Here is a 25726-nt window from a genome sequence, read left to right as displayed (position 1 = left end):
CCCAGCCCTCCTGGGCTTTTAGACCGCTGTCTGCGGTGACAGCAAGGAACGCACAGGCGCACACTGCCATCGAGACTTGCAAGGAACCAAGGGCACCGTCATCGGATCTGGTAGTCGCTCAGCCCGCACTCAGTCCTCGCTTTGCGGCGGGTTGCCGTCCCACTGGAAGATCCATTCGATCGTCGCCTCGTCCGGAAGCCCCTCGCGCCCGTCCGTGATCTCCCGCATCCGGGTTTCCGCCTCTGCCCGGTTGATCGGGTCGTAGAGGTCCTCGTTCTCCAGCTTCCCCATCCACCGGCCGATGCTTGCGGGGTCGTAAACCCATCCCTGCTCACGACGGCTCCACAGCATCGCGCCCAGCCCTTCCAGCGAGATCACCATGACCGACGCCGGCGTCTGTTCCGGCTGGTGCGGGGACAGCCTCGGATTGAAGTACCTCAGGTAGTAGGCGAACATCCGTCTCCTTCGCATGCCAGATCAGCGCCGGCACATCGATCCTATTTGAATCGCATAGATTGATTGTGCCACTCGAGGTCTCGCTGATCGCACTACTCTTCAGACACAACCTCAGCCACATACGAGCCCTTCGAAGCCGTCTCTCAGGCCATGACTCCATCTCGGATAGCAGTCCGGTCATGACAAAGGTGCTTGTTACCAGTAGGAATCCTTCGGCGTGCTCGGGCTTACGCTCGTGTCGCGGCAGAGCTGCTCGTGTCCGCCACGTCCGGTCCGGGACGCCAGAACCGGTGGCAGCGGCCCGATCAGGGCCCACTCGGCTTCGGCGCAGCCGGAGGGGCATACCGACGACCTCCGGGCCTTGTGCGGACTCGAGTCGCAGGTGCGACGCAGGAGAGCCTCCGGCGGTCGTCGATCCTGTGGTTGGGAAAGACCGATACCGGAGGCTCTTTGCGCCCGGGCGGTACTGGGTTTCGACCTCGGAGATGGCCTCTATGGGGTCTGAACTCTCAGATCCGGTACGTTTCTAGTCGCCTCATATCGAGTTATTTGGACTCCACTCTCCCGAGGGGGCGAGGTGCCTCGGCGAGTTCTTTACCGGCTGCTTCCCAGTTGGAACCACCGAAGAACCGGCTCTGCAGGTAAGCCAAGCCGAACTTCCTGACCGCCGAGACTCGATCCGGGTTCTCGTCGGTCGTTTCGGCTACGTCGTAACCGGACACCCCTCCGAGACCGTGCTGTCCCCCGAAGAGGGTGAGCAGGGATTTCGGTCCCGGCGCGAGGTGATACGGGTCGGCGTGCCAACTGGGCCCGCGCACTGTCAGGTGCGTCGACTCGTCCTCGTCACCCACCACTACCAGGGTGGGCGTCGCCATCGTGGAGAAGTCGACGCCGGCCATGAAGGGGAAGTTGTCGGCGGCCCATTCACTCAGGGCCTCGCCGCCCCTGCCCGGTGCGGCCAGCAGGATGCCCGCCTTGATCCGAGGGTCGGCCAAGTTCAGTGTCTCCCCGCTTTCGGGGTCCTTGATACCGGCCCCCAGCAGAAGACTGGCGGTGTGCCCGCCCATCGAGTGCCCGACGACGGAGACCTTGCCGTGGTCGAGGCGTCCACGCAGTTGCGGTACTGAAGACTCGATCGCGTCGAGCCGATCGAGGATCTCGGACATGTCCTTGGCGCGCGACCGCCAATGCATGGGAGCCCCGGGAACGTCGGGACCGAGAACGCCGCTCAACGTCATGGAGCTCAGGTGGGTCGGTTGCACCACGGCGAATCCGCGGGCGGCCCAGTAGTCGGCGAGAGGCGCGTAGCCGTGCAGCGACGAAAGATGAGTCGAGAACCCCTGGCCGTGTGACAGCAGGATGATCGGTAGGTCGGAGCCATCGACGGGGGCTGACACCTTCATCTCCAGGTCGACGGGCCGACCGGGGACCGGGAGGGTCACCGGTGCGACCGAGAGGACGGGAGCGGGTGAGGCTGCGGTGTTCATGGCAGGTTATTCCCTTCGGATGCGAAGTAAACGGATCATCGTTCCGTTTACTATACGGAACTGTGTTCCGTTTTGCGAACGTGCTGGTGGTCTGCTTTAATGGCGGACGACGAAAGGGGAGCGCATGGGCTCGGAAGAGCAGAAGGTCCGTGGCAAGCGGGCTGACGCCGTCCGTAATCAGCAGGCGTTGCTCGCCGCCGCCTCAGAAATGTTCGTCACCTCAGGTGTCGACGCGCCCATCCGAACGATCGCGGCGAAGGCCGGCGTCGGAGTGGGCACGATCTACCGTCACTTTCCGAGTCGCTCCGACCTGGTGGTCGCCGTCTACCGTCACCAGGTCGAAGAGTGCGCCGCTGCCGGGCCGAAGCTACTGTCCGAGGCCGATTCGCCCTTCGCGGCCCTCCGCCAGTGGATCGGCCTCTTCACCGACTTCCTGGTCACCAAGCATGGCCTGGCCAATGCCATGAGCTCGGACAACAGTGATTTCGCCGCTCTCCACGCCTACTTCCTCGACCGCCTCGAACCGGTCTGCGCGCGGCTTCTCAAAGCCTCCGAGAAGGCCGGTGAGATCGAGACCGGCACGAAGGCCTACGAACTCATGCGGGGAATCGGCAACCTCTGCATCGGGGACGACACCGACCCCCGGTACGACGCCGACCGGATGGTGGACCTGCTTCTTCGCGGGTTGCGTCGTTGAGGCACAAGGCAGAACGACCAGGAGCCTCCCTGCGAATACGAGGACGTTCAACACGTTGGTCACTCGGCTAGATCGAACTTCGCGGCCCTGTGAAATCGCGCCATCAGGGGGTTTGCTCGAAATGCGCTTCCGGCCCAGGATTAGGGCAAGATGGAGTGCGGCCGGGCAACGGACCGCCGGCTTGTCGAGCCTCGCAGCACCTGCCCGGAAACACTTGGGCCGACCGAAGAGACGTTCGATCGTGCTCCGCTGCCTGTAAGTTTCGGGGTCGAGGGCGGGCGGGCGCCCCACCCGAACGGCCCCGCTGCTTTCGGACGGCCTCGGCCCTGATGGCGATCAGAACTTTCTGGATCCTGTGACGCTGCAGGAATGCCTCAAGTTCCAGTTGTCGATCCGGGCTCGCCCGGCGGTGTTCACTGCGATACAGGCGCTCGAAATCGGGGATCCCGCGAAGTGCGCCGATATCGTCGTCGCGGACGGCCAGATGGAGCCGAATCTCCGGCTTGAGATCGGAACCCCTGTCCCGCACGAGGTGCTCGGCGATGTCATTGAGCGCACCGGTCACGGGGCAGACCCGGTTGGCCGTGTGGTGGAACCATTCCTCGATGTCGCCGCCGTATCGGGGGTGCATCACGGCAAAGACGGACACGGCCGCCTCCCGCAATCGCGCGTCCGGTGATTCGAGGGCGGGGATGATCTCGTCATAGGGCAATCCGGCATGGCGAAACGCCCGTTCGTACGCCCTCCGGTGGTCGTTCTCGACCAGCTGCGCCACGTCGCGGAATGCCATGTCCGGCGGCCCCTCTTCCAACGCCCGGTTCCACAACCTCCGACCGAAGTCCTCCGGTATCGGCGGGCCCGCGATGGCCAGGTCCATCGCCATTCGCCAGAAGACGAGACGTGGCGCGGCGAGCGCTACGTCGTGCAGGCCTTCCGGAGCCAATCCGTCGCGAACCGTCTTCCTCACTTGGTTGAATCCGTGCTCGTCGTTGCGCTCGTACTCAGGGATGATCATGGAGACGTCCTCCGGCAACGGCGGACGCACCTCCTTGAAACGGCATACGTTGGCGAAGAATATTTCGTAGGGGCCTTTGATCATGTGGTCGCTCCTATGCGGCGGGAGTCGTGAACGGAGTGCTCGTCGCTGCGGCAGCGCCGGGTGTGCCCCGTAGCCTACCGCCCGATTCTCATGCGGCCCGGCTATTCTGCAAGCGAATCGTCTGCAGCCGACGATTCGATTCCGGCCGGCGGCGAGGGCCCGGGCTCGGTCTGCCGATAATCTAAGTGCGCCGGCGAAACGGTCCTTGGCCAGCTCGGCGGCGCGGCTCCGGGCGACGGCGAGTCCGACCTGTGCCCCGCCGTGTACGACCAGTAGCAGGGAGATTCCGGTGGCTATTCCAGGGCCCCAGAGGGCGGAGCCGATAAGCGGCACCGCGAGCACGGCGAGCAGGAGGCCCGTACCTCCCGCGGCCACTCGCGATTGGGTCAATCTCAGGTAGTGCGCGGTCGGCTGCCCGGGCCGGATGCCGGGAATGAACCCTCCTGCCTGCTTGATGCGGTCGGCGAGCGGGCCGGAATGCTCTCGGACCAGCAAGGTGGTGCCTATGACGCCGAGGAGGAAGACCACGGTGCTGAAGCCCGCCTGGAATCCCGTCGACACCTCGGCCCACGGTCGGACGGCGACGACGATAAGGAACAAGGCGCAGAAGGTCGTTCGCGCCATGGGGAACACGGCATCGACGATCAGCGGGATCGGAAGATGGGTGCTGGTCCCTCGCATTTCGCGTCGCCCGACCATCCTCTTCGCGTACTGGATGGGCACGTTGCGAACGGCCTGAGAGAGGAGGACGACGGCGAGAACCGCGACGACGGTGAGCGTCAGGGGCACGATGACCTCGACCAGATCGGACGGTGCGGCCGCGAACAGTCCTGCGCCGACCTGTACGACGGCTAGAAGTGTGGCGCCCTGTGTCAGGCCGGTACGGTCGATCCACGAACTCAACAGTATGGCGACTCCAGACCCCGCCATCAGGACGCCCCAGAGGAGAAGTAGCCCTTCGGCCTCGTCCGAAGCCGGGTGGGCAGCGGCGATCCAGAGGTTCAATGGCACGGCGACCGCCAGTCCGGTCCCATTGATGAGGCGTTGGAATGCACGTGGTTCGTGTTTCCGAAGCCGGGCCGGGCGCCGTGCGAACTCGGCCGCGTTGTCGATCAGCTCGCGAGCGAGAAGGAGGGGGATGATGCCTATGCCGAATACGGACAGGGCGGACAGCCCGCCCCCGGCGAAGAGGTCGATCAGAGCGAGGGACTCGTCGTAGCCGTCTATGCGCGGGAAGCGGTCAGCTGGGTCGGACGAGGGCAACGGGAGAGCGAACCCCAAGAGGAACAGGGCGACCGCGGTTGCGGCTTGGAGAAGGCGGGCGATAGTACGAGTCATCATGACCTCATCGTGGGATCGAAGTTCCTAGAAGATGACCGTGGCAGTATTAGAAGTATATTCTATTAATGGCAAGTGAAGTCGCAGCGAAGCATCCGCATCGAAAGGGCACCAAGAATTCTCAGGCATGGAGCCTAGTCAATGCTCCATCGGTCTCCCAGCTCGTCGTTCTTCCGCGCGGCTGCGCACAACTCCCCGCAACGGAGGGTCCACGGCCCGACGCCTTGACAGGGGGCCATACACTCACAGTGGAATATCGTTCTAGATGGAGTGGCCGAAGATGGAATACCAAGTGTCAGACCAGATCATCTGGCTCGCGGAATCGAACGAACTCGGCGCTCTGCGGGAGTTCTACCAGCCGAAGCAGCGGAGCATGATGAGCCGCTTCAACGACGCGAAGCTGTACCTCTACACCGAAGGGGTCATCATCGACTCCTCCGAGGACGACCTCCGCGTGTTCACCTGGGAAGGCCTGATGGCCTACCGGTACCACCGCTCCGTGAACGGCAAGCCCACGGAAGCCGTGACGACGTTCGTCGAAGCAGGACGACCACCGGTGGCGGTCGGCGTGGGGGTCCCCCTGACCCAGCCGCGATTGAACGGGCAGAAGACCAAAAGGCCCGACAAGGCGATCCCGATCGTGGGAGAGCACTGGTGGGGAGAGGAGGTCCAACGACAGGTCACCGAGGTGAACCTGCAAAAACTCGCGCTGCGAGCGCAACAGGGCGGGCTTCTCGACTTCGGCGGAGTCCTCATGGACATCCGGGGAATCGAAGTGAAGGGTAAACGGCTGTCCTGGACTGCCGTGAAGGACATCGGCCTCCACGGTGGGCATCTATCCGTCACCGGCGTCCAAAGGCGCGATGTGCTCCTCGTCGACGCCTGCGATGTCGCCAACCTCCAACTCGCCCTGACCCTTGCCGACCACCTCAGCGAGTCCGCCGCTCCACCCGGGGAGGCCACGAACGGCGCTGTCACCCGAGGCCGCGAAGCCGACGAGGCGGATCGAGGAAAAAGCAACAAGCAGGTGACCGCCGCCGTCATGCTCATCCTCGGGCTCATGGGACTGTGCGCCGGTGTCACCGGTGAACACGCCCCGGACGCGGTCAACTTCGTAGGCGGCGCCCTGGCCCTCACCGGCTTGATCTGGCTCATGGTTCTCACCCAGGGAAACAACGAATGAGCGCTCGACACCTCCGGCTCCGTACTGCATTCGTCGCCACCTTGTCCGTTGCGGCCCTGGCCGTGCTCGCGGGCTGCGCGCCCTGGGGCACCTCTGAGGGAACAGTCGACGACGCCACCGGCCCTGGAACGGCGGCCGAAGCCGAACCGGTCGACTGCGAATCCTCCGAATACCAGTGGTTCACGGCCGATGCCGACAACGCAGCATGCCTCGCCGTCACCTTCCGTCCCGGGCAACCGGACGCGACGACGGACGGGCTTCCCGACCTGGCCGTCTCCGACTACGGTTTCCTCGCCTTCGACGTCGACTCCCTGGACGACAGCCTCCCCGGGTCCATTTCCGTGAACGTCTCCGGTGGAGAACCGATGAGCCTCCGGCTGGGACTGCCGGACGATGCGGCGCTCGGGCGGGCGGCGTCCGACATCATGAGCCATCCGGCCTACCAAGAACGGTCCGCGCTAATGGAGCACGACGACATGGAGGTCGAGAACGGGGACGTTCTAGCGTTCACCCTGCCTGACACGGACACCACTTTCCTGGCTCAGGCTTCCTACGTCAGCATCGACAGCGGTTCGAAGAAGCTCGACTGGATCGCGATGTACGTCGAAGGGCAAGTCGGGCTGTTCAGTGACTTTGACGAGGCAATCGCCGAAGTGTCGACGTGGTTAACGGTACTGGCCTCAACTCATAGTCGAGCCCCGATGAACTCCGACGCCCGAAATCTGCCATGAAATCGAGTGCCGTGCGAGCTTACTGCGACTGCGATGGCGGAAGGTCAGTCGGCAGCCAGGAGGTTCCCTCCGTCTGTTCCGGTGCTACCGCCAAACCAGCCATTTTCCCAGCAGCCTCCGATCTGTCCGGGTGGCAACTTCCTCGTCACGCGACTGCTTGTCCGCCGGCAGGACCCGTGGTGCCTTCGAGTCGTCCGACATAAGGGTCCGCCAGTTCGTTTGCCGGCGGCAGTGGACTGCGGTTACCGACGCACCGGACCCGGCCGATTCAACCCGCGTCCAAGGGTCGGAGGCGTTGGTAACCTCATCATGAGCCACGTCCCGGTCCAGCCATCACTACTCCATAGGAGAAGGGTGCCCTCATGGTCTATATTCCTCTGCCCGCCTCCCTCCTGCGTCTGCTCTCCCCCGTTCGTCGCTTGTGGTGGAGGATCCGCAAACCACGCACTTTCGGAGTGAAAGCGTTCCTCACCAGGGGCGGAGAACCTGTCGAGTTTCTGGTCGTTCGCCATTCCTACGGCCGGAGTCGCCGTTTCTGGGGACTGCCCGGCGGTGGGTACAAACCCGCCCGGGAAACACCCGAGGAGGCGGTGTCGCGTGAGGTTCGCGAGGAACTCGGTCTCGGCGTGGCTCCAGAGACTTTCACTCTCCTGGGACAGGAGGAGAATACGACTGTGGAAGGCAAACGTGATCAGGTCACGACTCTGATGGCGTCGGTCGTCGATGGCTCGGTGCGGCGGTCGCCGGAAATCGCGGAGGCCCTGTGGGTAGCTGATCTGAGAGACCTGGAAGGAGCGCCTGTCTCCCGTTGGCTGGAGCAGGCGCTCACGGAATCGGGCCACCGGTCGTACAGGCCCGGGAGCTCGTTAACAATCGCCAATCGAAATGTTCTCGATTGACGTATTTCGAGGGGCGTGCATCTGGTCAGCTCATGATGAAACGTACTCCAAGAGCGACACCGTTTTCAAATAGGTTCCTAATGCTCGAAACGATGAGGCCTTCAAGACGTTGTGCGGCTCGAGAATCCGTCCGTGCTGAAACACACTCCGGCTACGGTCGGATTGGCGATCCAGCCGGCCATGCGACTATCCGCATCCAAGGCTTCGAGTCCTCCCTGATCGGGAACGGGGCGAAATGTCGATGAACCGTCGTCGCAAGCAACTTTACGAGCAGACCGAACTTCTCGGGCTGCTTCGACATGACGTGATCCCAATCGTTTATGGCGATCAGAATTCGCTCCTGTCCGATCCAGGATAGGTCTCCGAGACAGTCCCGCATCGCGTCCCAGTTCCATCCGAAATACTGAGGGAAATGCAGCCGCCGGAAGAACACATCGAATACTGCATCCTCATCGACCATTTCAGTTCCCTCAAGGGAGACAAGGAGACATTCACTCTTGGGCGGGAATACGGCATGGAGCGGTATTGAACCATGCGCATCTTCGACGAAGATGCCTGGTCGAGGGTCTTTCCAGATGTTGCCGTTCAGGGAGAGAAAACTGTGCATTTGTGGAGCTTCGTTTCTGGTAGATGACATGGACCCAAAGGGCGCGTTCCGACCGATGTCAGTACTGGCGCCTTTGCTGCACCAGATGTGCCCGGCTGCCTGATCGCTATTATGCTTGAGCGTCCTCCGGCAAGATCGACTAACACCGTTTCAAAGGGGTCGGATAGACGGATCCCATCAGGCTGTGGAGGCCGGGTTTCATGACATAGTCGGTTCGCTTCCGGTCTCATCGGGCGGCGAAGGCAATGGGTTCAACAACGCTGAGCCGATGACGGATCACCGCAGATGAGGAGGAACCATGAACCTTGGCCGCTTGGTTCGTAGGACGTACAGAGTCAAGGGAATGCATACGATCGAGGAGGCGACCGCTACTGGAAGAAGAAATACTCCGATCCTGGCTGCGATCCCTACTGCATCGAATGAGGCTATCATGCCACTCACTCCCATGGATCCTGCGGATGCGGCGAATGCTCCCATGAATGGAGTTGCCGCTAGTTCCTCTTTCCCTTTGACAGACTTGAGTCCGAGTTTTCGTACCAACAAAGTGTAGACGAAATCTGTCACCAAGTGCGTTGCATCCCAGCACTTCCACACGGCGACGATGGCCAGGACGGACAGGGGCGCGGTGGTAGTAAGAAGTCCTACACCGGGAGCTTCATGCAAAAGCCTCTTCTGGGTGAATCGCGTACTGTTCGAGTTTCATGACGGTCTGTGAGGTTCGGTAGAGGTAGCGGAGGGGTCGGCGGTAGCCGGTGGCTAGGATTCGCCAGTTGCGCAGGTGGGAGATGCCTCGTTCCACCGCGGCGCGGTGGGATTTGATGCCGCGGTTGAACTCTCGCTCCTCCTCGGTCAGGTTGCGGTAGGCCGGTTTCCGGACTGGAGTGATGGGTACTTTCCCGATGTAGGCCTTGTCGCCGAGCATGCCGGGACCTTCAGGGCTGCAGTGGACCCTGTAGACCTTGTCAAGGCCGGTGTCGGTGAACGCGCGGGAGTCATGGACTGATCCCCGCAGCGGTGGGGAGAGTTCTATGACCCGGCCGTGGAGGGTGGCGATGGCCTGTAGATTCGCTCCGGTGTCGTGGCGTTTGCCGGAATAGAGGCCGTCGAACCACTTCCGCTCCCCGGTGGGGACGAGGAACCCGTCGACGATCAGCGCCTCGGCCAAAGCAGCGGCCCGCAGGCGCGCCATGAGGTCGTCGAGCAGGACCGACACGACCGGTTCCAGCTCCTTGATGTAGCGGGAGACAGTGGATTGGGAGACGAGGAAGTGTTCGCCAACGGCTTCTTGACAGTCGTTGCGGCGCAGGTAGTTCACGGTGACGACCACGGCCATGAACACCGAGAGGGACTTCTGGCGTCCGGTGGCCGGCTGCCACGGCCCGATCGTTCTCTCGACCCCGTGCGCGAGAGATGCCAGTTGCCTGTAGGACAGACCGGTCGTATGGTCAAGAGGAGGCAGCGCCCTGTTCTTGATCGCTTCTGTTGTTTTCATATCCCAGCGATCTCACGACGGGCGCTGCCGTCGCCGCCAGGTTCCCGACTCGCGAGTAGTCAAATCCCCTGCACACGCAGCATGCCACCCACACGAGACAATTGCATGAAGCTCCGGCAATCACGGGGAGTTCTCTATCTTCCATGTTGTCTCCGAGGGATGGGAAAGGGGCATCCCTCGGGATGCCCCCGATTCGGCGTTACTTGTCGTTCGATCCGGCGGAGACGAATACCGCCGCCGGGCTGATCGGCGTCTCGGGACGCTCGTCAGTTACTCCTCTTTCCTCCAGGTCCTGGCGGGCGGCGGTATCGGCGCCGTTTTCACCGGCTTCAGCGCTCGAGTGTTCGGTAACCTGAGCGGGCTCGGGCTCGACGAGTTCGCTGAGCCGGTCCAAGGGAATCCTCTGGTCTCGCTGAGCACGCATGTCGCCGTCGAGCTTGATCCCCGTCTCGGTGAGCACCTTGTACGGATCCGCGCTGTCCCGCAGTACAGAGGGGGAGGGTTCTCCGGTGTCCTTGAAGATCAGATTCCCTCGCGGGTGCGGCTCCTGCTCCAGGTACCGAACGATCGACACCCGGTGAACCTCAAGGACGGTGCCGAGGTCCGTGAACGTCGTCCAGCGCCCTTCCGGAAGCTCATCGAGGAGGGTCCGAAGCTTGGAGTGCCAGGATGTGTCGCGCACCGGTTTACGTGCACCGGTCGCAGGCTCGCCCTTCGTCTGGCGGGCCTTCAGCTCCAGGAGCGTCTTCTTGGTGCGGGAGTGCTTCCACACGCCCCATCCGGGCTGGCGACGACCGCACGCGGCGGCTGCGGCGCCGGAAGGAGTGTCGTAGGACTCTCCATCCTTCAGGACGATCCAGCCGTTCGCTTCGATCGTGGCGCGGTGGGTGACCCCCTTCTTTCGCTGTTTCCAGACGAGCTTGTCGCCGGCCGCGACGTACCCGGCATCGAGAAGCGGCTTCAGGGCCCCATCGGTGCCGGGTTTCCGATAACGGCGGTGGCGCGGCTCCTGGTCGTCCGTCGCCGAGGTTTCCGGAACAGGATTCCCTGATTCCGGAATCGGCTCCTTGCGCTGTGTCGGTACAGCGGAAGTGGCTGAGTCGGTACTGAATCCGAGGAGACGTTCCAACGCCGAGTTAGCGGTGTCCTCCAGCGGAATCGCGTTCTCCTGAATGAGCCGGTAAACGGCATCAGAGACAGAAATAACAGGCATGTATGTTCCCATCAATTGCTGGGTGGTGGGGTTGGTTTCGCCTGAAATTGTAGTTCGTCACCCGCAGTTGTGAAGCACCTGGTCACCCGATATCGAAAAGTTCCGGCGTCGCGCTCGGCTGGGAGCGATCGACACCTCGGTGGCAGAGAAGGAGAGGTGGGTGAGCGAAGTCCTCGGAACCAGCCGGCCCTGCTCGACCGCCCAACTATGACCAGAACCGTGACGAGCTGGGAAAACCTTCTCGGTTCTCCTCGTTGAACCGGTTTTCGCAAGCCCGCCGAACTCGGGCCGAAGCGCCGGCCTGGAAGCCCTGGGTTTCAAGAGTCGTACCGTCGCGTTCGAGGCTATTCACCCGAGCGATAAAGAGGGCGGTGGTGGGCTCCTCCCAGCGGGAGTAACCCACGGGACCTGTCAGAGGGCGCGGGACCCCAGCGGGGCGTCGGCCTCGGGCTGGACGAGGATGACGTCGTCAGTGCCGTCTACGGGTATCCCGAGGACCAGCACTTCGGAGAAGAAGTTCGCGACCTGGCGCGTCGGCAGGTTGATGACGCCGATGACCTTGCGGTCCGTCAGGTCCTCCAGTGTGTACCGCTCCGTCAGCTGGGAGCTGGAGGTCTTGATCCCATACGGCCCGAAGTCGATCGTCAGACGGTAGGAGGGCCTTCGCGCCTTGGGGAACGGTTCGGCCTTGATGATCTGGCCGACCCGCATGTTCACCTTGTGGAACTCCTCAGGGGACACAAGCTCATTGCTCAAATCTTCCATGGCAGGATTCTATTATCGCCACATCTTTGCAACAACGTCATTTCTCCGCCTTCGTGAAAGTCATCGTCCTATGCTCACCGAGTGAACTTCTTGATCAAAGGAGACTCCGCGCGCCGCCGATCGCCAACGGAACTCGCCAGTCGGTCGCCATTTCAACTCAGGGCCGCTCAGAGGAGCGATAGGAAGAAAAAGAACAGGCCGATGACGATGAGGACGAGGACGGTGTTCTGAAGCGATCTTCTGCCCGCCGCGGGCGCCCGGGCGGGTTCGTTCGCCATCGGGGGCAGAAACTCGGACCGTGCCCCGGCCGCTCGCATTGCCGTCGGCTCGTCCAGCGGTTCCTGTGTGTATTCCGACTGCGTGAACTGCAGTCGAGCCGGCGGTGCGGACTCCCTTACGCCCGAGGTTCGCCGATCACGAGCGGCCAAGGCGCCCTCGGCCACAGGAATCTCCGGCTGTTCCAGCGTTCGGGGCGCGAAGCCTGTCCGTTCGTGGAGGACCTGGGACACCAGTGGCATCCGTGTCGAACCACCGACAAGGAAGACTCCGGCGATCGCGGTTCGCGGAAGTGCGGACATGTCCAGGACTCGCTCCAACTCGCCCGCCGCCCGGGCCAGGATCGGGCGGGCGAGTTCGTCCATCTCCCGGCGGGTCAGGTGGAACGATGTCTCTATGCCTGGAACGGCCACAGGTGCGGTGGCAGCACGTGACAGCATCTCCTTCGCCGACCGGACGTTCCTCCACAGCGCGATCCGGTCGCGCATGGTGGCGCTGTTCCCCGGCCGTGTCAAGCGGTCCCACTCCTCGGGGTGGGCCGCGGCGACCGTTTCGCCGAGATGGTCCACCAGAGCCGCATCGATGTCCAAGCCGCCTAGATCCTCGAGGCCTCCTGCTCCCGCCACCCGGAACCCTCCGCCCGGCTCCTTTTGCGCCAGTGCGATGTCGAGCGTCCCTCCGCCAAAGTCGAAGACGACTATCGCCTCGCCCTCGGCGATGGGAATTGACAGCCGCTCGGCGTAGTAGTAGGCCGCCGCGACTGGCTCCGTCACCAGGGATATCTCGGTGAATCCCGCCTTCGTGGCCGCCTCCCGCAGTGCTCGGCGGCGCCTCTCGCCCCAATCCTGCGGACAGGTGAGGACCACGGCGGGAAGGTCCCCTGTCACGGAGCCGGCCGCGTCGGCCATTCGCCGGAGAAGCGCCGCGAAGACCTCGGTGACCGAGACTTCGCTGAGCCCCAGCAGGATCTCTCCGTCCCCGGTGCGCTTCTTCGGATTGGGCTCGAACCGGTCGGGATGGGCGGCCGCGAGCGTTTCGGCGTCGCGGCCGGTGTGCAGGGTTCCCTCGTCGTCGAGGTAGACGGCCGAGGGGGTGACTGGCGAGCCGTCGATCAGGAGGGGCCGAACGTTGCCCTGTGAATCTCGCAGCACTCCGACCGAGTTCGAGGTTCCGATATCGACAGCGAGCAGTGGGGGCGACGTCATGAGCGAATCGTACAGTGCCGCTGCCTCCTCGCCCACGGCGATTCCGTGCCGGCATCGACCTCCGAACCGTCCATAGAGCATCGCTCACTGTCGGAGTGCTGATCGGCCTGCCCCTGTAGAAGAGATAAAGCGCTGAAGCGTCTCAGCAAGGCGATCGACGTCTTCGGCTGTAGTGCGGAAATGGAGGATGCAGGCGCGGAGTATCAACTGGCCCTTGAAACGGCTGGTCGATACCAGGACACGGCCCTCCGCGGCGATGCGGTCGACGAGCCCGGCCAGTTCGGCTTCGCTCCATCCTCGCACGTTGAAGGGCACGATCGAAAGTGCCGGGCGTCCCCATAGGACCATGCCGTCTATCTCCGCAAGCCGGTCATAGAGACGCTGGGCGAGTTGCAGGTGATGGTCCAGGACTGCACGGAACACGCTGACACCGTGCAAGTGCAGCGGCAACCAGAGTCGAAGGCCGCGCCAGTCGCGGGTCAATTCCAGGCCGAAGTCGCAATAGTCGGGCAGGTCGAGGTTCGTGGCGAGGTCGGCAAGTACCGGAGCCTGCGAAGCGGAGAACACCTCGGTCAGCCGGGACGCGTCGGCAGTAATGAGGTATCCGTATCCGGGCGGTAGGAACAGGCCCTTGTGGGGGTCGAGCACGATTGAGTCGGCCCGCTCGATTCCCGCCAACTCTCTCCGGCCGGTTTCAGTGAGGTGGAAGAAACCTCCGTAGGCGGCGTCCACATGGAACCAGAGACCGAACTCGTCGGCCAGGTCGGCGATCTCCCCGAGAGGGTCGACGGCGCCCATACCGGTAGTGCCGGCGGTTGCGGCGATCATGAACGGGCGGCGTCCCTCCTCGCGGTGGCGGTGGATCATTCTCCCCGCCGCGTCGGTGTCCATCTGACCGGTGTCGGTCATGGGAACCTCGGCCAACGCCCGCGATGGCAATCCGGCGATGAAGGCGGCTTTGCGCAGGCACGGGTGGGCTTGACCGGTCGTGTACACCACCCCGTCGTCGAAATCGCCGCCCAAGCTTTGGCGGGCGGCGACGAGGGCATGGAGCGTCGCCATCGACGCGCCTGTCGTGGCGGTGGCGATAGCCGAGGAGGGCATGGAGAACTCGCGGCAGAGCCAATTGGAGATGGAATGCTCGATCGCCACGGCTCCGGGAGACAGCATGGCAAGGCCCACATATCGATTAGTCGCGGTGGCCAGATAGGTTCCGAGAGCGGCGGTCGGAAGGCCGCCTCCAGGGACGAAACACATGATCGACCCTGACGACCATTCGATCCCCGAGCGCAACGCTGTCGCGATATGGGCCAGCAGTTCGTCCGGGGCCCGGCCGTCTTCCGTGGGCGGTTTCAAAAGCGCGGCGAGGTCCTCAGCGGCCGGTTCGGGCCAGCGGGGAGGTGCCGTCGCCGTGGAACGGTGGAACTGCCGCACGAAACGGTCTATCGAGTCATTGAGGGCGGCGAGCGTGTCCTCATCCATGTCCAGTGGGAAGAGTCGCTTGGTCATGTGATTCCCCTTGTGCGTGTCGGTTGTCGAGCAAGGCCGGGATCGGCGCCGCCGAACCCGGCACGGTGCGGCACGCCCATGGAGGGCCAGGGCAGCGCTAACTGCGCTGGCCCTCCGACTCGGGGCGCGGATCATTCTCGGGCGATGCGGGCGGGGACGTCGTTCCAGGCGTGCATGACATGTTTGACCCGGGTGAACTCCTTCAGCGCCACCATGGAGAGGTCTTTTCCGAAACCTGAGTGCCGGAATCCTCCATGGGGCATCTCCGCGGCCAACGGGAGATGGGTGTTGATCCAGACGCATCCGAAATCGAGGCTCGACGCCGCACGCATGGCCTCGTCGTGGTCTCGGGTGTGGACGCTGGCGGCCAGCCCGTAGGGCCCCGAATTGAGAGAGGAGGTCAACTCGACCAGATCGTCGTAGGGCTCGACGGTGACAACAGGGCCGAACAGCTCCGTTGTGGCCAACGTGCAGTCGGCATTGAAACCAGAGACCACGACTGGAGCGAGGAACCATCCGCGCTCGCCGCGAGGCTGCCGGCCGTAGACGAGGTCTGCCTGGTCCTCAACACCGGCCAACACAGCGCGTATCCGTTCGTACTGGGCTTCGGTGGCCACCGGCCCCAGCGTGGAATCCGGTGAGTCGGGAGAACCCGGCTTGAGCGCCAGTGCGTGCTCCCGCAGGAGCCCGACCACCTTGTCGTGCACGTCGCGATGAGCGATGACGCGCGAGGCGGCCGTGCAGTCCTGTCCGGCGTTGGCGAACGCGGCACGAGCGACGACTTCGGTCGCCGCCTCAATGTCGGCGTCGGGGGAGATGATCGCCGGGGACTTTCCGCCGAGTCCCAGATGCAGTTGTTTGACGTCCGCCAGCGCCGCGGTGGCGATCGACACCCCCGAACTCGTGGAGGCGGTGGCGGCCACGTACCGCACTGCGGGGTGGGTGACGAGTGCCGACACCGCGTTGCGGTCGCCGAGGACGACGTTGACCGCTCCCGGCGGCAGATGCTCGCTGAGCAGTTGCGCGAGAGCCACCGCGGCGGCGGGGGTGTTGTGCGACGGTTTGAGCACGACCGTGTTCCCCGTGGCGAGGGCCGCGGCGCATTTCCACGCCGCCATGAGAAGCGGGTAGTTGAAAGGGACCATGACGGCGCATACTCCCACCGGTTCGCGGCGGACGTAGGAGGTGTGACCGGGAAGGTATTCGCCTGCGGTCGGACCGGTGAGGATGCGGGCGGCTCCGGCGAAGAACCGGAAGACGTCTATGGCGGCGTCGACGTCGTCCGAGGCGACGAATCCGCGCGGTTGTCCGGTCTGGCGGCACTCGATGTCGATCAGTTCCCGGCGTCGGCCGTCCATGGACGCGGCCGCCTGGAGCAGCGCATGGGACCTTTGCCCGGGCGTGCTGTGCGACCACTCGGTGAAGGCCCGGGCGGCGGCGTTGCAGGCTTTGTCGATATCGGTGTCGGAAGAGACGGCCGCACTGGCATCGACGGCACCGGTGGCGGGATTGATGACGGGCTGATAGCGTGCTCCGGTCGGAGCGGCGCTTGCGGCGTCGATGAAGTTGTCGATGGTGTGGACCATAACGTCCTCCTCGGATCTGAGTTTCTGAAAGGTTCGTCTCCCACGGGGCCGAGCGTTCTGAGGAGGGGTGTTCGCCGGCAGGAGGGGCCACCGCGGTCAGATGATGATTCGCCCGTTGCCGTCGTGGTTGAGGTGGCGCCGTTTCCATGCCGTGTCGCGGACCGGTTCGACCACTTCGGTGCCACGGAAGACTACGCGCGTCGCGGCGCCGTCGTCGTCGGCTCCGTATGTGCCGGGGGGATCCCACGGCGGCGCTTGGTCGCGGGGCTCGACTACCACCAGCTCGCCCTCTATGAGTTTGGCGAGGCATGAGGACTGGCGCAGTATGTGATGGCCGGTCTGCGAACCGGCGGTCAAGGAGAGCGCCTTGAACGCCGCCCAGAGCCCTCCAGCGGTGTCGCCTATATAGAACGGAAGGTAGGGGACGTGCTCCATCCAGGCCCGCGCCTGGGTGACGGCGTCGAACGAGCGGCCGTCGAACTCATCGCGCATCGATACCCAGGGCAGCGAGAGGCGCCGGGCCTGTTCGGCCGGGTCGATTCCCCATTTCTTCCAGGCGGAGTCCCGGATGTTGTCTATGACGACGTCGAACGACCCGGGTGGGAGGTCGGCGACCTCGCGGACGTGGCGGGGGGTGAGGGTCTTGCCGTGGTTGATCCACGTCCACAGTTCGTCGCCTCGCCGGAGCCTCTGCACCGGATCGGCGGCTCCGTCGGGATGAGTCCACTTGACAACACGGGCTCCTTGTTCGGCCAGTACCATCCCGGCGTAGGCCGGGAGGATGTACGAGCCCAGTTCGAGAACTCTGAACACGGTGGTACTCCTTTCTACTGTCGTATGCCGTTGTAGGTGGCACGCAGGACCGAGGCCAGCAATCGATCGCATGTGTGGGGGGACAGACCTGGTTTGACCACGATCCGCGCACATTGCCCGAGCCCCGGGTTGGCTTCCAGCGGGTAGGTGGGAATGATCCAGTTCTCGTGGCGCATGCGATTGGCCCACCGCTCGACCGTCCCCGGCTCCCTGTCGCAGAACGCGACCACGGGAAGGGTCGTCCCGTCATTGATGACCCGCACGCCCGGGTCGCCGGATATCACGTCGGCTATGTCCGCGGCAACGGAGCTGCAGTCGGCGAGGTCGATTCGATAGCGTTCGAACGCTCCGGGGCGCGACAACAGGTGCTCCTGCTGAGCCACCGGCGCCGCCGAGCGGGAGAAGGTCAGGCCGATATCCGGCTTGCCGTCCCCGATATAGTCCGCCCCGCGCCACAGGTGTTCGGGGCTGGACTCCTCGCTCCTCCACAGGATCCATCCCAATCCCAGGGCGGTCTGGCCGAACTTGTGTCCCGAAGCGCTGATCGACGCCACATGGTCAAGTCGGAAGTCCCAGTTCAACTCCGGAGTCAGAAAGGGGGCGGTGAATCCGCCGCCGGCGGCATCGACGTGGACGGGCGCGTGTCGCCCTGAACGACGCAAGGCCCTTGACAGAGAGGCGACGTCATCGAACAGGCCGTGTTCGGAGTATCCCAGGGTGGCGACCACGCCGATGGTTCCTTCGTCGCAGGCCTCGGCCATTCGGGCCGGATCGGCGACGACTTGCCCTCCGACACCCGAAACGGTCCTCAACTCGACGTCCCAGTAGGCGCAGAACCGTTTCCAGCAAACGTGCGCGCCTCGGCCGGCGATCAGATTGGGGCGATGAGGGAGGCCGCGCTGTTTCCAACGGTGCAGGAGGGACATTCCCGCCAGCATCGCCGCCTCTGTCGAGCCCGACACCGCCGCGGCCGGTGCCTGGGGCTCGCCGCGATGCCACAGCAGTGACAATCGCTTGACACAGCGGGCCACCATCTCTGGAATGAACGGGTACTCGCTGTTGTTGACGATGTTGTAGCCGCCCAGGCGATGGGAGATGTGCGCCAGATCCGGCGGCAGGACGGCGGTGGTGTAGGACCCCAGATTCCGCACCGTCACATCGAGGTCGAGGCCGCTACTGTCGGCGGCTTTCTGTTGAGTGGTCAAGCATCCACGATCAGTCACGTTATCTACCACCTCGTAACATGAGAAGGGGCGTCTCGTAAACGACTATTGTCGGCGACCCGATACTTTGAATTTATATGTTAAAAGCCAATTCATGGGGATCGAGAAATCGACCGACAACTTTCCGTTAATCGGAAAGGGGCACGCGTTCCAGGGCTGGTGAAGCGCTAATTCAGTGTTGCGGCCATGTTCGTCGCCGTATGTCTCAGGACATCGATGAACGGCGCTGGTTGAAAGGACCGGACCGGTCCGGCCACGCTCACCGCCGCATAGGCCGTTCCGGAGGCCGACAGAACGGGAACCGAGACCGACGCGAAACCGGTGACGTGTTCACCGAACTCCACGGCGAATCCGCGGAGCCGGACCTGTGCCAGAGCCGACTCGAGAAGCTCGGGTCGGGTGATGGAATGGTTCGTCAGTGAATGGAGCCTGTTCTGGGAGAGGTACTCCGATGCCAGGGGCGGCGAATGGGCGAGGAGCGTCTTTCCCACCGCGGTGCAGTGCAACGGCGCCTCGGGGGACGTCGCCAGGATGACGTCGGTCAGTGATTTGGGGTAGAGGGAGTCGATGTAGCGAGCCATTCGTCCGGCCTCGACTGCCAGTGACACCGGATGCCTGCTGCGGTTGTACAACTCGAGTATCCACGGGCGGGCGACTACCCGGATTCGCCGTTCCCGCCGGTCGATCGTGATGGCGGCCGTGTTGTCGGCAGCGATGTACCGGCCACGGTGTTTTCGCACCATTCCTTCCTCCAGCAACGCCTGCAGCAGCCTGTGAGCGCTGGCCAGGGGAATGGATGTGGTGTTCGCGACGGCGCTGACACCGAGTCCGTCGGGAAACCGCGACAGCAAACGTAGAATCGCCATTGAACGAGCGAGAACTCCGGTGACTGCTATGGGGACCTCCGTGGTAGCTGAATTGGCAGACCCTCGTCCGGTGGCGGATGAGCGAGCTGTACGTTCGAAGGTCTGGCACGGGGTCTGGATGGTCCAGCATCTCCTCTGATGCATAGAATACTAATAAAGTGGACACAACGACAAGGCGCGCACTTGGGAACATCTTTCGCATTGAGGGCGAACAGGATTCATGTGGCCTTGACCTGACGATTTATATATGAACCCACAGTTGAATATCGGATACTTGACACTGTGCATATTCCGGGTCTCCTCTCCCCGGGGCGGGTGGCCTCCCGGTCGTGGCCTGAGGCGGGAAGAGCAGTTCGGTTGCGCAGTCGGAAGTCTCATCGCGATCTTCGAAGTGTCGTCCGCTGTTCGAGTTCGACGAAGCCTGTTACGCCTGGGGGCGATCGCTGCTTGTGGACCAGTTGCCATGGTCGAAAGGTACGCTGGGAGAACAATTCACCTCGAGGGCCGGCGAGAGGGAAGCGATCGAGTTCTGGTTGCGTGCGGCAGTTCAAATTGCATGAAAGTCCTGCCTGGGGTGGATTTCACGGTCGACCGTGTTCATGTGCGGACAGTGCCGTTCCATGACGAGGTCGGAATGCGGTTCCGTAAGTCCGGCCCAGTTATCCGTCCACGCCACTCTGCCCGAGCTTTCTCAGCGCCTCGCGCCATTCCTCGGGCGTATCGCAGTCGGCCCATGGGGGAGTACCCAGGCCCGGCCAGGGAACCGGCTTCAGGTCGAGTCCCTGGAAGAGCCGCCGCATGGGGGCGTTCGGCTCTATCCGGTCGGCCCGCTCCCGAAGAAGTTCGTTGGGCCATACAGAGGTCAGCCATTGGAAGCGCCCGTTCTCGTCGGCGAAGGCGGCGACCTGGTCTCCTGCCGAAGCGGCAAGGATCCGGAAAGCCTCCTCGGTGAAGAACGGCAGATCAGCGGCCAGGACTACGGTGTGGGTGGAGTCCCAGAGCTCGTCAACCGACTGGGACACGGCATAGGCGGGCCCGGCGTGGAGGGGCTCCTCGACGATGTGGAGGACATCGGACGGCAGCGGAGCTGCTCCCTCGGGCCGGGCGCCGACGACGATGCGACGCTCGGCGGCCGACACCGCCGAGAGAACCCGGTTCAGCAGAGTAGTCCCGTCGATGGGCAGTTCGGCCTTGTCCCGACGCATGCGCCGGGAACGCCCGCCGACGCAGACGACCACTGCGAGGCGAACGGACGGACCGGTGGACGGCGAATCGGATGGCACCGCCCCATTTCAACACACGAGGAAGGCTCGGGCCAATGGAACCGGCCCGAGGCCTACTGGGCGCCGACTCGGAACGGTTCGCCGAGGGGCCGGCCGCTTAGTGGTATCAGAATATATCTCGCCTCCGAGATAGGTCTATCACCGGCGGACGTAACTTCGCCGCCTCTGCTTTCGCGCGGGCTTTCGGAGCCACGAAGGCCACGTAGACGAACGCGACCACGCAGCAGACGGCCAGGGCGAGGAAGCCGAGATCGTAGGAACCGGTGGCCTCGAAGTCGGCGCCGAGAACCAGCGGAGGGAAGAACCCGCCGAGACCGCCGGCCGCACCGACGAGGCCCGTGATCGTACCGACCTTCGCCGGATCGACCCGCTGCCCGATCATCGCGAAGACACCGCCGGTGCCGAGCCCGAGCCCGAAGGCGATGAGCACATAGGTGGTGCCGGCGGCGAACTCCGCGGGAGGCTGGAAGACCAGCACCACGGCCAGGACGGCGGCCATGCCGAAGGAGATGGCGAGCACCCTCTCGGGCCCGATCTTGTCGGCCAGGATGCCACCGATGGGACGCGCGACGACGGCGGCCAGGGAGAACCCGGCGGTACGCATGCCGGCGCCGGTCTGGCTGAACTCGTATACGTTCTGCAAGAGGGTCGGCAGATAGGTGGAGAAGGCGACGAACCCGCCGAAGGCGAGCCCGTATAGGAGGCAGCCGATCCAGGTGATCCGCATGGTCATGACCACGCGCATGCGGGGCCAGACGGACTCGGTGGAGGGACTCCACCCGGGAGAGTTGCGAGCGGCGAACAAGGTGAACAGCCCCATGGCGATCAGCGCGGCGACCATGATCCAGTGCGTCTCGGCCCGGCCGATCCCCTCGACGAGCCGGGGAGTGAAGAACGCGGAGAGCGCCGTACCGCCCATGCCGGCGCCGAACAGTCCGGTGGCGAAGCCGCGTTTCTCGGGCGGGTACCAGGAGTTGACGAAGGGGATGCCCACGGCGAAGCTCGTGCCGGCGACGCCGAGGAGGAAACCCCAGAAGAGCAGCATGGCGTAGGAGTCCGAGTAGGCCACGCCGATGACGGGTACGACCGAGATGAAGCAGATGACCGCGAGCATCCTCCGCCCGCCGATCCGGTCGGTCATCGCGCCGACGGGGATGCGCCCCAGGGATCCGACGAGGACGGGAATGGCGACGAGGACGGACTTCTGGGTGTCGGAGAGGTCCAGGCTCTCCCCGTAGGTCGTCGAGAGCGGGCCGATGAGGTTCCACGCCCAGAAGGTGAGCGTGAAGACCGCCGTGGCGACGCCGAGATTGAATCCCTTGCCGCGCTGGGCGGCCGAAGTATCCATGCTCATGAGTGCAACTCCAAATCGTCAATCGGTCACCCTACGCTATAACACGATGTAGATTGATGCTCAGGTTCCGACAGGGAGGGTCGCTTTCGGACATGAGGTACCTGAAGAAGCGGGAGACATCGGCCGACGGCCACACCCAGTACCGCACCCAGGACTCCCCCGCCGAGTCCTACTACCGGGGCCGCTGGGCCCACGACAAGGTCGTCCGCTCCACCCACGGCGTCAACTGCACGGGCTCCTGCTCCTGGAAGGTCTACGTCAAGGACGGCATCATCACATGGGAGACCCAGGAGACCGACTACCCGTCCGTGGGGCCCGACCGCCCCGAGTACGAGCCGCGGGGCTGCCCGAGGGGCGCGGCCTTCTCCTGGTACACCTATTCCCCGACGCGGGTCCGCTACCCGTACGTCCGCTCGACCCTCCTGGAGGCCTACCGCGAGCAGCGGGCCAAGGGGCTCAGCCCGGTCCAGGCGTGGACGGCGATCCAGAACGTCCCCGCGACGAGGGAGGGCTACCAGCGGCTGCGGGGCATGGGCGGGTTCGCCCGCGCGCATTGGGACGAGGTCAACGAGATCATCGCCGCCGCCCACGTCCACACGATCGACAGGTACGGCCCCGACCGGATCGCGGGCTTCAGCCCGATCCCGGCCATGTCGATCGTCTCCCACGGCATCGGGGCACGTTTCATGTCGCTCATCGGCGGCACCATGCTGTCCTTCTACGACTGGTACGCCGACCTGCCGGTGGCGAGCCCGCAGGTCTTCGGCGACCAGACCGACGTGCCGGAGTCCGGGGACTGGTGGGACGCAACCTGCCTCATGCTGTGGGGGTCCAATGTGCCCGTCACCCGCACCCCCGACGCCCACTGGATGGCCGAGGCCCGGTACCGGGGCCAAGACGTCACCGTGGTCAGCCCCGACTACTCGGACGCGACCAAGTTCGCCGACCACTGGCTGGCCCCGCACGCGGGCACCGACGGGGCGATGGCGATGGCCATGGGACACGTGGTGCTCAAGGAGTACTTCGTGGACCGGACGGTGCCCTACTTCGACGAGTACACGCGGACGTTCACCGACGCCCCCTACCTGGTCGCCCTGGAGGAGCAGGAGGACGGCTCGTGGCACGCCGACAAGTTCCTGACCGCGGCGGACCTGGGGGAGGAGGTCGAGAACGCCGAGTGGAAACTGGTGGTGTGGAACCGGCTGTCGAACACGCCGGCCGTGCCCGAGGGCTCGATCGGACACCGGTGGTCCGAGTCGGACCGCGGCGGATGGAACCTCCGGATGGAGGGCGTCACCCCGGCCCTGACGCTGGAAGAGGGAAGGCCCGTCCAGGTGGACCTGCCCCGCTTTGACCGGACGGGAGAGCGCCTCCAGCGCGGAGTGCGGACCCTGCGGACGGGGAACCGCGTGGTCACCACGGTCTTCGAGCTCATGCTCGCGCAGTACGGGGTCCAGCGCCCGGGCCTGCCGGGCAAATGGCCCTCCTCGTACCGCGACTCCACCGAGCCCTACACGCCCGCGTGGCAGGAGGCCGTGACGGGTGTGCGCGACGACCTGGTGGTGAACGCGGCCCGCCGTTTCGCCGACTCGGCCGAGGGATCGAACGGCAGGGCCATGATGATCATGGGCTGCGGGCTCAACCACTGGTTCAACGCCGACACCAGCTATCGGGCGGTCATGGCGTTGCCGATGCTGTGCGGCGCGATCGGCCGCAACGGGGGCGGGTGGGCGCACTATGTCGGCCAGGAGAAGTGCCGCCCGGCGGCCGGCTGGTCCGTGCTGGCGGCGGCGCTGGACTGGGCGAGGCCGCCGAGGCAGACGCCCTCGACGCCCTACTGGTACCTCCACACCGAGCAGTGGCGCTACGACCGGCACACCGACGCGAACATGCTCAATCCGCTGGAGCCTGCGCCGGATCGGCACACCAAGGACCTCGTCGCCGAGGCCGTCCGCTACGGCTGGATGCCCATGGCCCCGGCCTTCAACGAGAACCCGCTCAAGCTGGGCGAGAGCGCCGATCCCGTGGCCGACACGGTGGACAGGCTGCGCAAGGGTGACCTGAAGTTCGCGGCGGAGGATCCCTCGCACCCGGACAACTGGCCCCGCGTCCTGACTCTGTGGCGCTCGAACCTGCTGGGCTCCAGCGGCAAGGGCGACGAGTATTTCCTGCACCACCTGCTCGGGACGAACTCCAATCTGCGGGACTCGCTGCGGGCTGAGGGCAGGGCCCCGACGGGCAAACTCGACCTTCTGGTGACCCTCGACTTCCGGATGACGTCCTCGACGCTCATGAGCGACATAGTGCTTCCGGCCGCGACCTGGTACGAGAAGCACGACCTGTCCACGACGGACATGCACCCGTTCATCCACGCCTTCAACCCGGCCATCGACCCGCCGTGGCAGTCCAGGACGGACTACCGGATCTTCCTGGGCATCGCCGAGCGCTTCTCGGAGCTCGCCGAGGAGTACCTGGGGAAGCGCAAGGACCTCGTCGCGGTCCCCATCGGGCACGACACGCCGGGCGAGCTTTCCCAGCCGGGAGGGCGCGTGCCCGGCGCCGACGAGTGGACGCCCGGCAGGACCATGCCCGGGTTGGTGGTCGTGGAGCGCGACTACCCCGCCACCTACCAGCGCCTGACCAGTGTCGGGCCGATGGTGGAGAAGGCGGGGATCCCGGTCAAGGGCGTCTCCTTCACTCCGGACAAGGAGGTGGAGTGGCTGAAGCTGCGCAACGGAACCGTGGAGGGCCGGCCCTCGCTGGAGACGGAGAGGGACGCCTGCGAGATGGTGCTCGCCTTCTCCGGTACGACCAACGGGCGCCTGTCGAAACAGGGCTTCGAGCGCCTGGGCGAGAGGGTGGGCACCGACATGTCCCACATCGGCCACGCCGAGCAGAGGATCGTCTTCTCCGACACCCAGGACCGGCCGACGACGGTGGGCCCGAGCCCGGAATGGTCCGGCATCGAGGCGGCCGACCGGCGCTACACGGCCTTCTCCATCAACGTCGAGCACCGCAAGCCCTGGCACACGCTGACGGGCAGGATGCACTTCTTCCTCGACCACGACTGGATGCGCCGCTACGGAGAACAACTCCCGCTATACCGACCGCCGCTGGACGCCACCGTCATGTTCGGCGAACCGGCCTTCGGCACCCACGGCGAGTCCATCACGCTCCGGTACCTGACCCCGCACAACAAGTGGGCCATCCACTCCGAGTACCAGGACAACCTCCTGATGCTCTCGCTCTCGCGCGGCGGGCCGTCGATGTGGATGAACGTGGAGGACGCCGCGAGCGTCGGCATAGGCGACAACGACTGGATCGAGGCGCACAACCGCAACGGCGTCGTGGCCGCCCGTGCCGTGGTCACCCACCGGATGCCGCGGGGGCTGGTGTACTTCGCACACGCCACCGAGCGGACGGTGGACACGCCGAAGACCGAGACCACGGGGAAACGGGGCGGCATCCACAACTCCATGACGCGCATCCTCGTCAAGCCCACGCACATGATCGGCGGCTACGGCCAGTTCACTTACGCCTTCAACTACATGGGACCGACGGGCAACCAGCGGGACGAAGTGACGACGATCCGCCGGCGCGCGTCCGCCCCCGTCTACTGACCCACCGAGAGAGAGGACCCGCGT

The 25726-nt window shown here is 64.6% G+C and carries 20 protein-coding genes; 5 read left to right on the top strand and 15 right to left on the bottom strand.

Annotated features, from left to right (window positions below):
- Positions 1–129 precede the first annotated feature (129 nt).
- Entirely contained in the window at positions 130–456 is a 327-nt protein-coding gene (locus tag ACFTE1_RS11175; RefSeq protein WP_380624806.1) for a hypothetical protein, read from the bottom strand.
- Between the two features lie 545 nt (positions 457–1001).
- Positions 1002–1943 (bottom strand): alpha/beta hydrolase family protein, encoded by a 942-nt coding sequence (locus ACFTE1_RS11170; protein WP_380624808.1) that lies wholly within the window; start codon positions 1941–1943, stop codon positions 1002–1004.
- A 124-nt stretch (positions 1944–2067) separates the two neighbouring features.
- On the opposite strand from ACFTE1_RS11170, the gene ACFTE1_RS11165 reads away from it, so the two are divergent.
- A complete protein-coding gene (locus ACFTE1_RS11165) occupies positions 2068–2640 on the top strand; it encodes a TetR/AcrR family transcriptional regulator (protein WP_380624810.1) in 573 nt (190 codons plus the stop codon).
- A gap of 103 nt (positions 2641–2743) precedes the next feature.
- Here the strand turns inward: ACFTE1_RS11165 and ACFTE1_RS11160 are convergent, their stop codons facing one another.
- Complete coding sequence (locus tag ACFTE1_RS11160; protein ID WP_380762930.1) at positions 2744–5077, bottom strand: hypothetical protein; 2334 nt, start codon at positions 5075–5077, stop codon at positions 2744–2746.
- A gap of 292 nt (positions 5078–5369) precedes the next feature.
- Between ACFTE1_RS11160 and ACFTE1_RS11155 the strand changes: the two genes are divergently transcribed.
- From ACFTE1_RS11155 to ACFTE1_RS11145, 3 genes are all read left to right on the top strand, one after another.
- Positions 5370–6260 (top strand): hypothetical protein, encoded by an 891-nt coding sequence (locus ACFTE1_RS11155; RefSeq protein WP_380624814.1) that lies wholly within the window; start codon positions 5370–5372, stop codon positions 6258–6260.
- The gene (locus tag ACFTE1_RS11150) at positions 6257–6991 is read left to right on the top strand and encodes a hypothetical protein (RefSeq protein ID WP_380624816.1); all 735 of its coding nucleotides are present in this window, start codon (positions 6257–6259) and stop codon (positions 6989–6991) included. Before ACFTE1_RS11155 ends, ACFTE1_RS11150 begins: the two co-directional genes overlap by 4 nt.
- Before the next feature lie 455 nt (positions 6992–7446).
- Positions 7447–7890, top strand: coding sequence for an NUDIX domain-containing protein (locus tag ACFTE1_RS11145; RefSeq protein ID WP_380624818.1), 444 nt, complete (start codon positions 7447–7449; stop codon positions 7888–7890).
- 151 nt (positions 7891–8041) lie between these two features.
- Here ACFTE1_RS11145 and ACFTE1_RS11140 read toward each other — a convergent pair whose 3' ends face one another.
- From ACFTE1_RS11140 to ACFTE1_RS11085, 12 genes are all read right to left on the bottom strand, one after another.
- Complete coding sequence (locus ACFTE1_RS11140; RefSeq protein ID WP_380624820.1) at positions 8042–8497, bottom strand: barstar family protein; 456 nt, start codon at positions 8495–8497, stop codon at positions 8042–8044.
- Between the two features lie 655 nt (positions 8498–9152).
- Positions 9153–9989 (bottom strand): transposase family protein, encoded by an 837-nt coding sequence (locus tag ACFTE1_RS11135; RefSeq protein ID WP_380624886.1) that lies wholly within the window; start codon positions 9987–9989, stop codon positions 9153–9155.
- 199 nt (positions 9990–10188) lie between these two features.
- The gene (locus tag ACFTE1_RS11130) at positions 10189–11214 is read right to left on the bottom strand and encodes a restriction system modified-DNA reader domain-containing protein (RefSeq protein ID WP_380623175.1); all 1026 of its coding nucleotides are present in this window, start codon (positions 11212–11214) and stop codon (positions 10189–10191) included.
- A gap of 399 nt (positions 11215–11613) precedes the next feature.
- Positions 11614–11967: a tRNA-binding protein gene (locus ACFTE1_RS11125; RefSeq protein WP_380623176.1), complete on the bottom strand. Its 354-nt coding sequence runs from the start codon at positions 11965–11967 to the stop codon at positions 11614–11616.
- Positions 11968–12134: 167 nt separating this feature from the next.
- Positions 12135–13448: an Hsp70 family protein gene (locus tag ACFTE1_RS11120; protein ID WP_380623177.1), complete on the bottom strand. Its 1314-nt coding sequence runs from the start codon at positions 13446–13448 to the stop codon at positions 12135–12137.
- An 84-nt stretch (positions 13449–13532) separates the two neighbouring features.
- On the bottom strand, positions 13533–14957 hold the full coding sequence (locus ACFTE1_RS11115) for a pyridoxal phosphate-dependent decarboxylase family protein (protein ID WP_380623179.1): 1425 nt from the start codon (positions 14955–14957) through the stop codon (positions 13533–13535).
- A 131-nt stretch (positions 14958–15088) separates the two neighbouring features.
- Positions 15089–16543 (bottom strand): aldehyde dehydrogenase family protein, encoded by a 1455-nt coding sequence (locus ACFTE1_RS11110; RefSeq protein ID WP_380623181.1) that lies wholly within the window; start codon positions 16541–16543, stop codon positions 15089–15091.
- A 96-nt stretch (positions 16544–16639) separates the two neighbouring features.
- Positions 16640–17356: a CoA transferase gene (locus ACFTE1_RS11105; protein WP_380623183.1), complete on the bottom strand. Its 717-nt coding sequence runs from the start codon at positions 17354–17356 to the stop codon at positions 16640–16642.
- Between the two features lie 14 nt (positions 17357–17370).
- Complete coding sequence (locus tag ACFTE1_RS11100) at positions 17371–18561, bottom strand: pyridoxal-dependent decarboxylase (RefSeq protein WP_380623185.1); 1191 nt, start codon at positions 18559–18561, stop codon at positions 17371–17373.
- Between the two features lie 185 nt (positions 18562–18746).
- Positions 18747–19445: an IclR family transcriptional regulator gene (locus tag ACFTE1_RS11095; protein WP_380623187.1), complete on the bottom strand. Its 699-nt coding sequence runs from the start codon at positions 19443–19445 to the stop codon at positions 18747–18749.
- A gap of 659 nt (positions 19446–20104) precedes the next feature.
- Entirely contained in the window at positions 20105–20728 is a 624-nt protein-coding gene (mobA, locus tag ACFTE1_RS11090) for a molybdenum cofactor guanylyltransferase (protein WP_380623189.1), read from the bottom strand.
- A 106-nt stretch (positions 20729–20834) separates the two neighbouring features.
- The gene (locus ACFTE1_RS11085) at positions 20835–22082 is read right to left on the bottom strand and encodes an MFS transporter (protein WP_380623191.1); all 1248 of its coding nucleotides are present in this window, start codon (positions 22080–22082) and stop codon (positions 20835–20837) included.
- 92 nt (positions 22083–22174) lie between these two features.
- Here ACFTE1_RS11085 and ACFTE1_RS11080 point away from each other — a divergent pair, with 92 nt between their 5' ends.
- A complete protein-coding gene (locus ACFTE1_RS11080) occupies positions 22175–25702 on the top strand; it encodes a nitrate reductase subunit alpha (protein WP_380623193.1) in 3528 nt (1175 codons plus the stop codon).
- Positions 25703–25726: the final 24 nt, after the last annotated feature.

Source organism: Salininema proteolyticum, assembly GCF_042685645.1.
GTDB classification, from domain to species: Bacteria; Actinomycetota; Actinomycetes; order Mycobacteriales; family Micromonosporaceae; genus Salininema; species Salininema proteolyticum.
Note: the sequence above shows the minus strand (reverse complement) of the source record. Positions and strands in the feature narration are given on the sequence as shown.

Bases quoted from the DNA above. Each gene is read 5' to 3' on its own strand.
- ACFTE1_RS11175 (WP_380624806.1), bottom strand. From the start codon at position 456: ATGTTCGCCTACTACCTGAGGTACTTCAATCCGAGGCTGTCCCCGCAC.
- ACFTE1_RS11170 (WP_380624808.1), bottom strand. From the start codon at position 1,943: ATGAACACCGCAGCCTCACCCGCTCCCGTCCTCTCGGTCGCACCGGTG.
- ACFTE1_RS11165 (WP_380624810.1), top strand. From the start codon at position 2,068: ATGGGCTCGGAAGAGCAGAAGGTCCGTGGCAAGCGGGCTGACGCCGTC.
- ACFTE1_RS11160 (WP_380762930.1), bottom strand. From the start codon at position 5,077: ATGACTCGTACTATCGCCCGCCTTCTCCAAGCCGCAACCGCGGTCGCC.
- ACFTE1_RS11150 (WP_380624816.1), top strand. From the start codon at position 6,257: ATGAGCGCTCGACACCTCCGGCTCCGTACTGCATTCGTCGCCACCTTG.
- ACFTE1_RS11140 (WP_380624820.1), bottom strand. From the start codon at position 8,497: ATGCACAGTTTTCTCTCCCTGAACGGCAACATCTGGAAAGACCCTCGA.
- ACFTE1_RS11135 (WP_380624886.1), bottom strand. From the start codon at position 9,989: ATGAAAACAACAGAAGCGATCAAGAACAGGGCGCTGCCTCCTCTTGAC.
- ACFTE1_RS11130 (WP_380623175.1), bottom strand. From the start codon at position 11,214: ATGGGAACATACATGCCTGTTATTTCTGTCTCTGATGCCGTTTACCGG.
- ACFTE1_RS11125 (WP_380623176.1), bottom strand. From the start codon at position 11,967: ATGGAAGATTTGAGCAATGAGCTTGTGTCCCCTGAGGAGTTCCACAAG.
- ACFTE1_RS11120 (WP_380623177.1), bottom strand. From the start codon at position 13,448: ATGACGTCGCCCCCACTGCTCGCTGTCGATATCGGAACCTCGAACTCG.
- ACFTE1_RS11115 (WP_380623179.1), bottom strand. From the start codon at position 14,957: ATGACCAAGCGACTCTTCCCACTGGACATGGATGAGGACACGCTCGCC.
- ACFTE1_RS11110 (WP_380623181.1), bottom strand. From the start codon at position 16,543: ATGGTCCACACCATCGACAACTTCATCGACGCCGCAAGCGCCGCTCCG.
- ACFTE1_RS11095 (WP_380623187.1), bottom strand. From the start codon at position 19,445: ATGGCGATTCTACGTTTGCTGTCGCGGTTTCCCGACGGACTCGGTGTC.
- ACFTE1_RS11085 (WP_380623191.1), bottom strand. From the start codon at position 22,082: ATGAGCATGGATACTTCGGCCGCCCAGCGCGGCAAGGGATTCAATCTC.
- ACFTE1_RS11080 (WP_380623193.1), top strand. From the start codon at position 22,175: ATGAGGTACCTGAAGAAGCGGGAGACATCGGCCGACGGCCACACCCAG.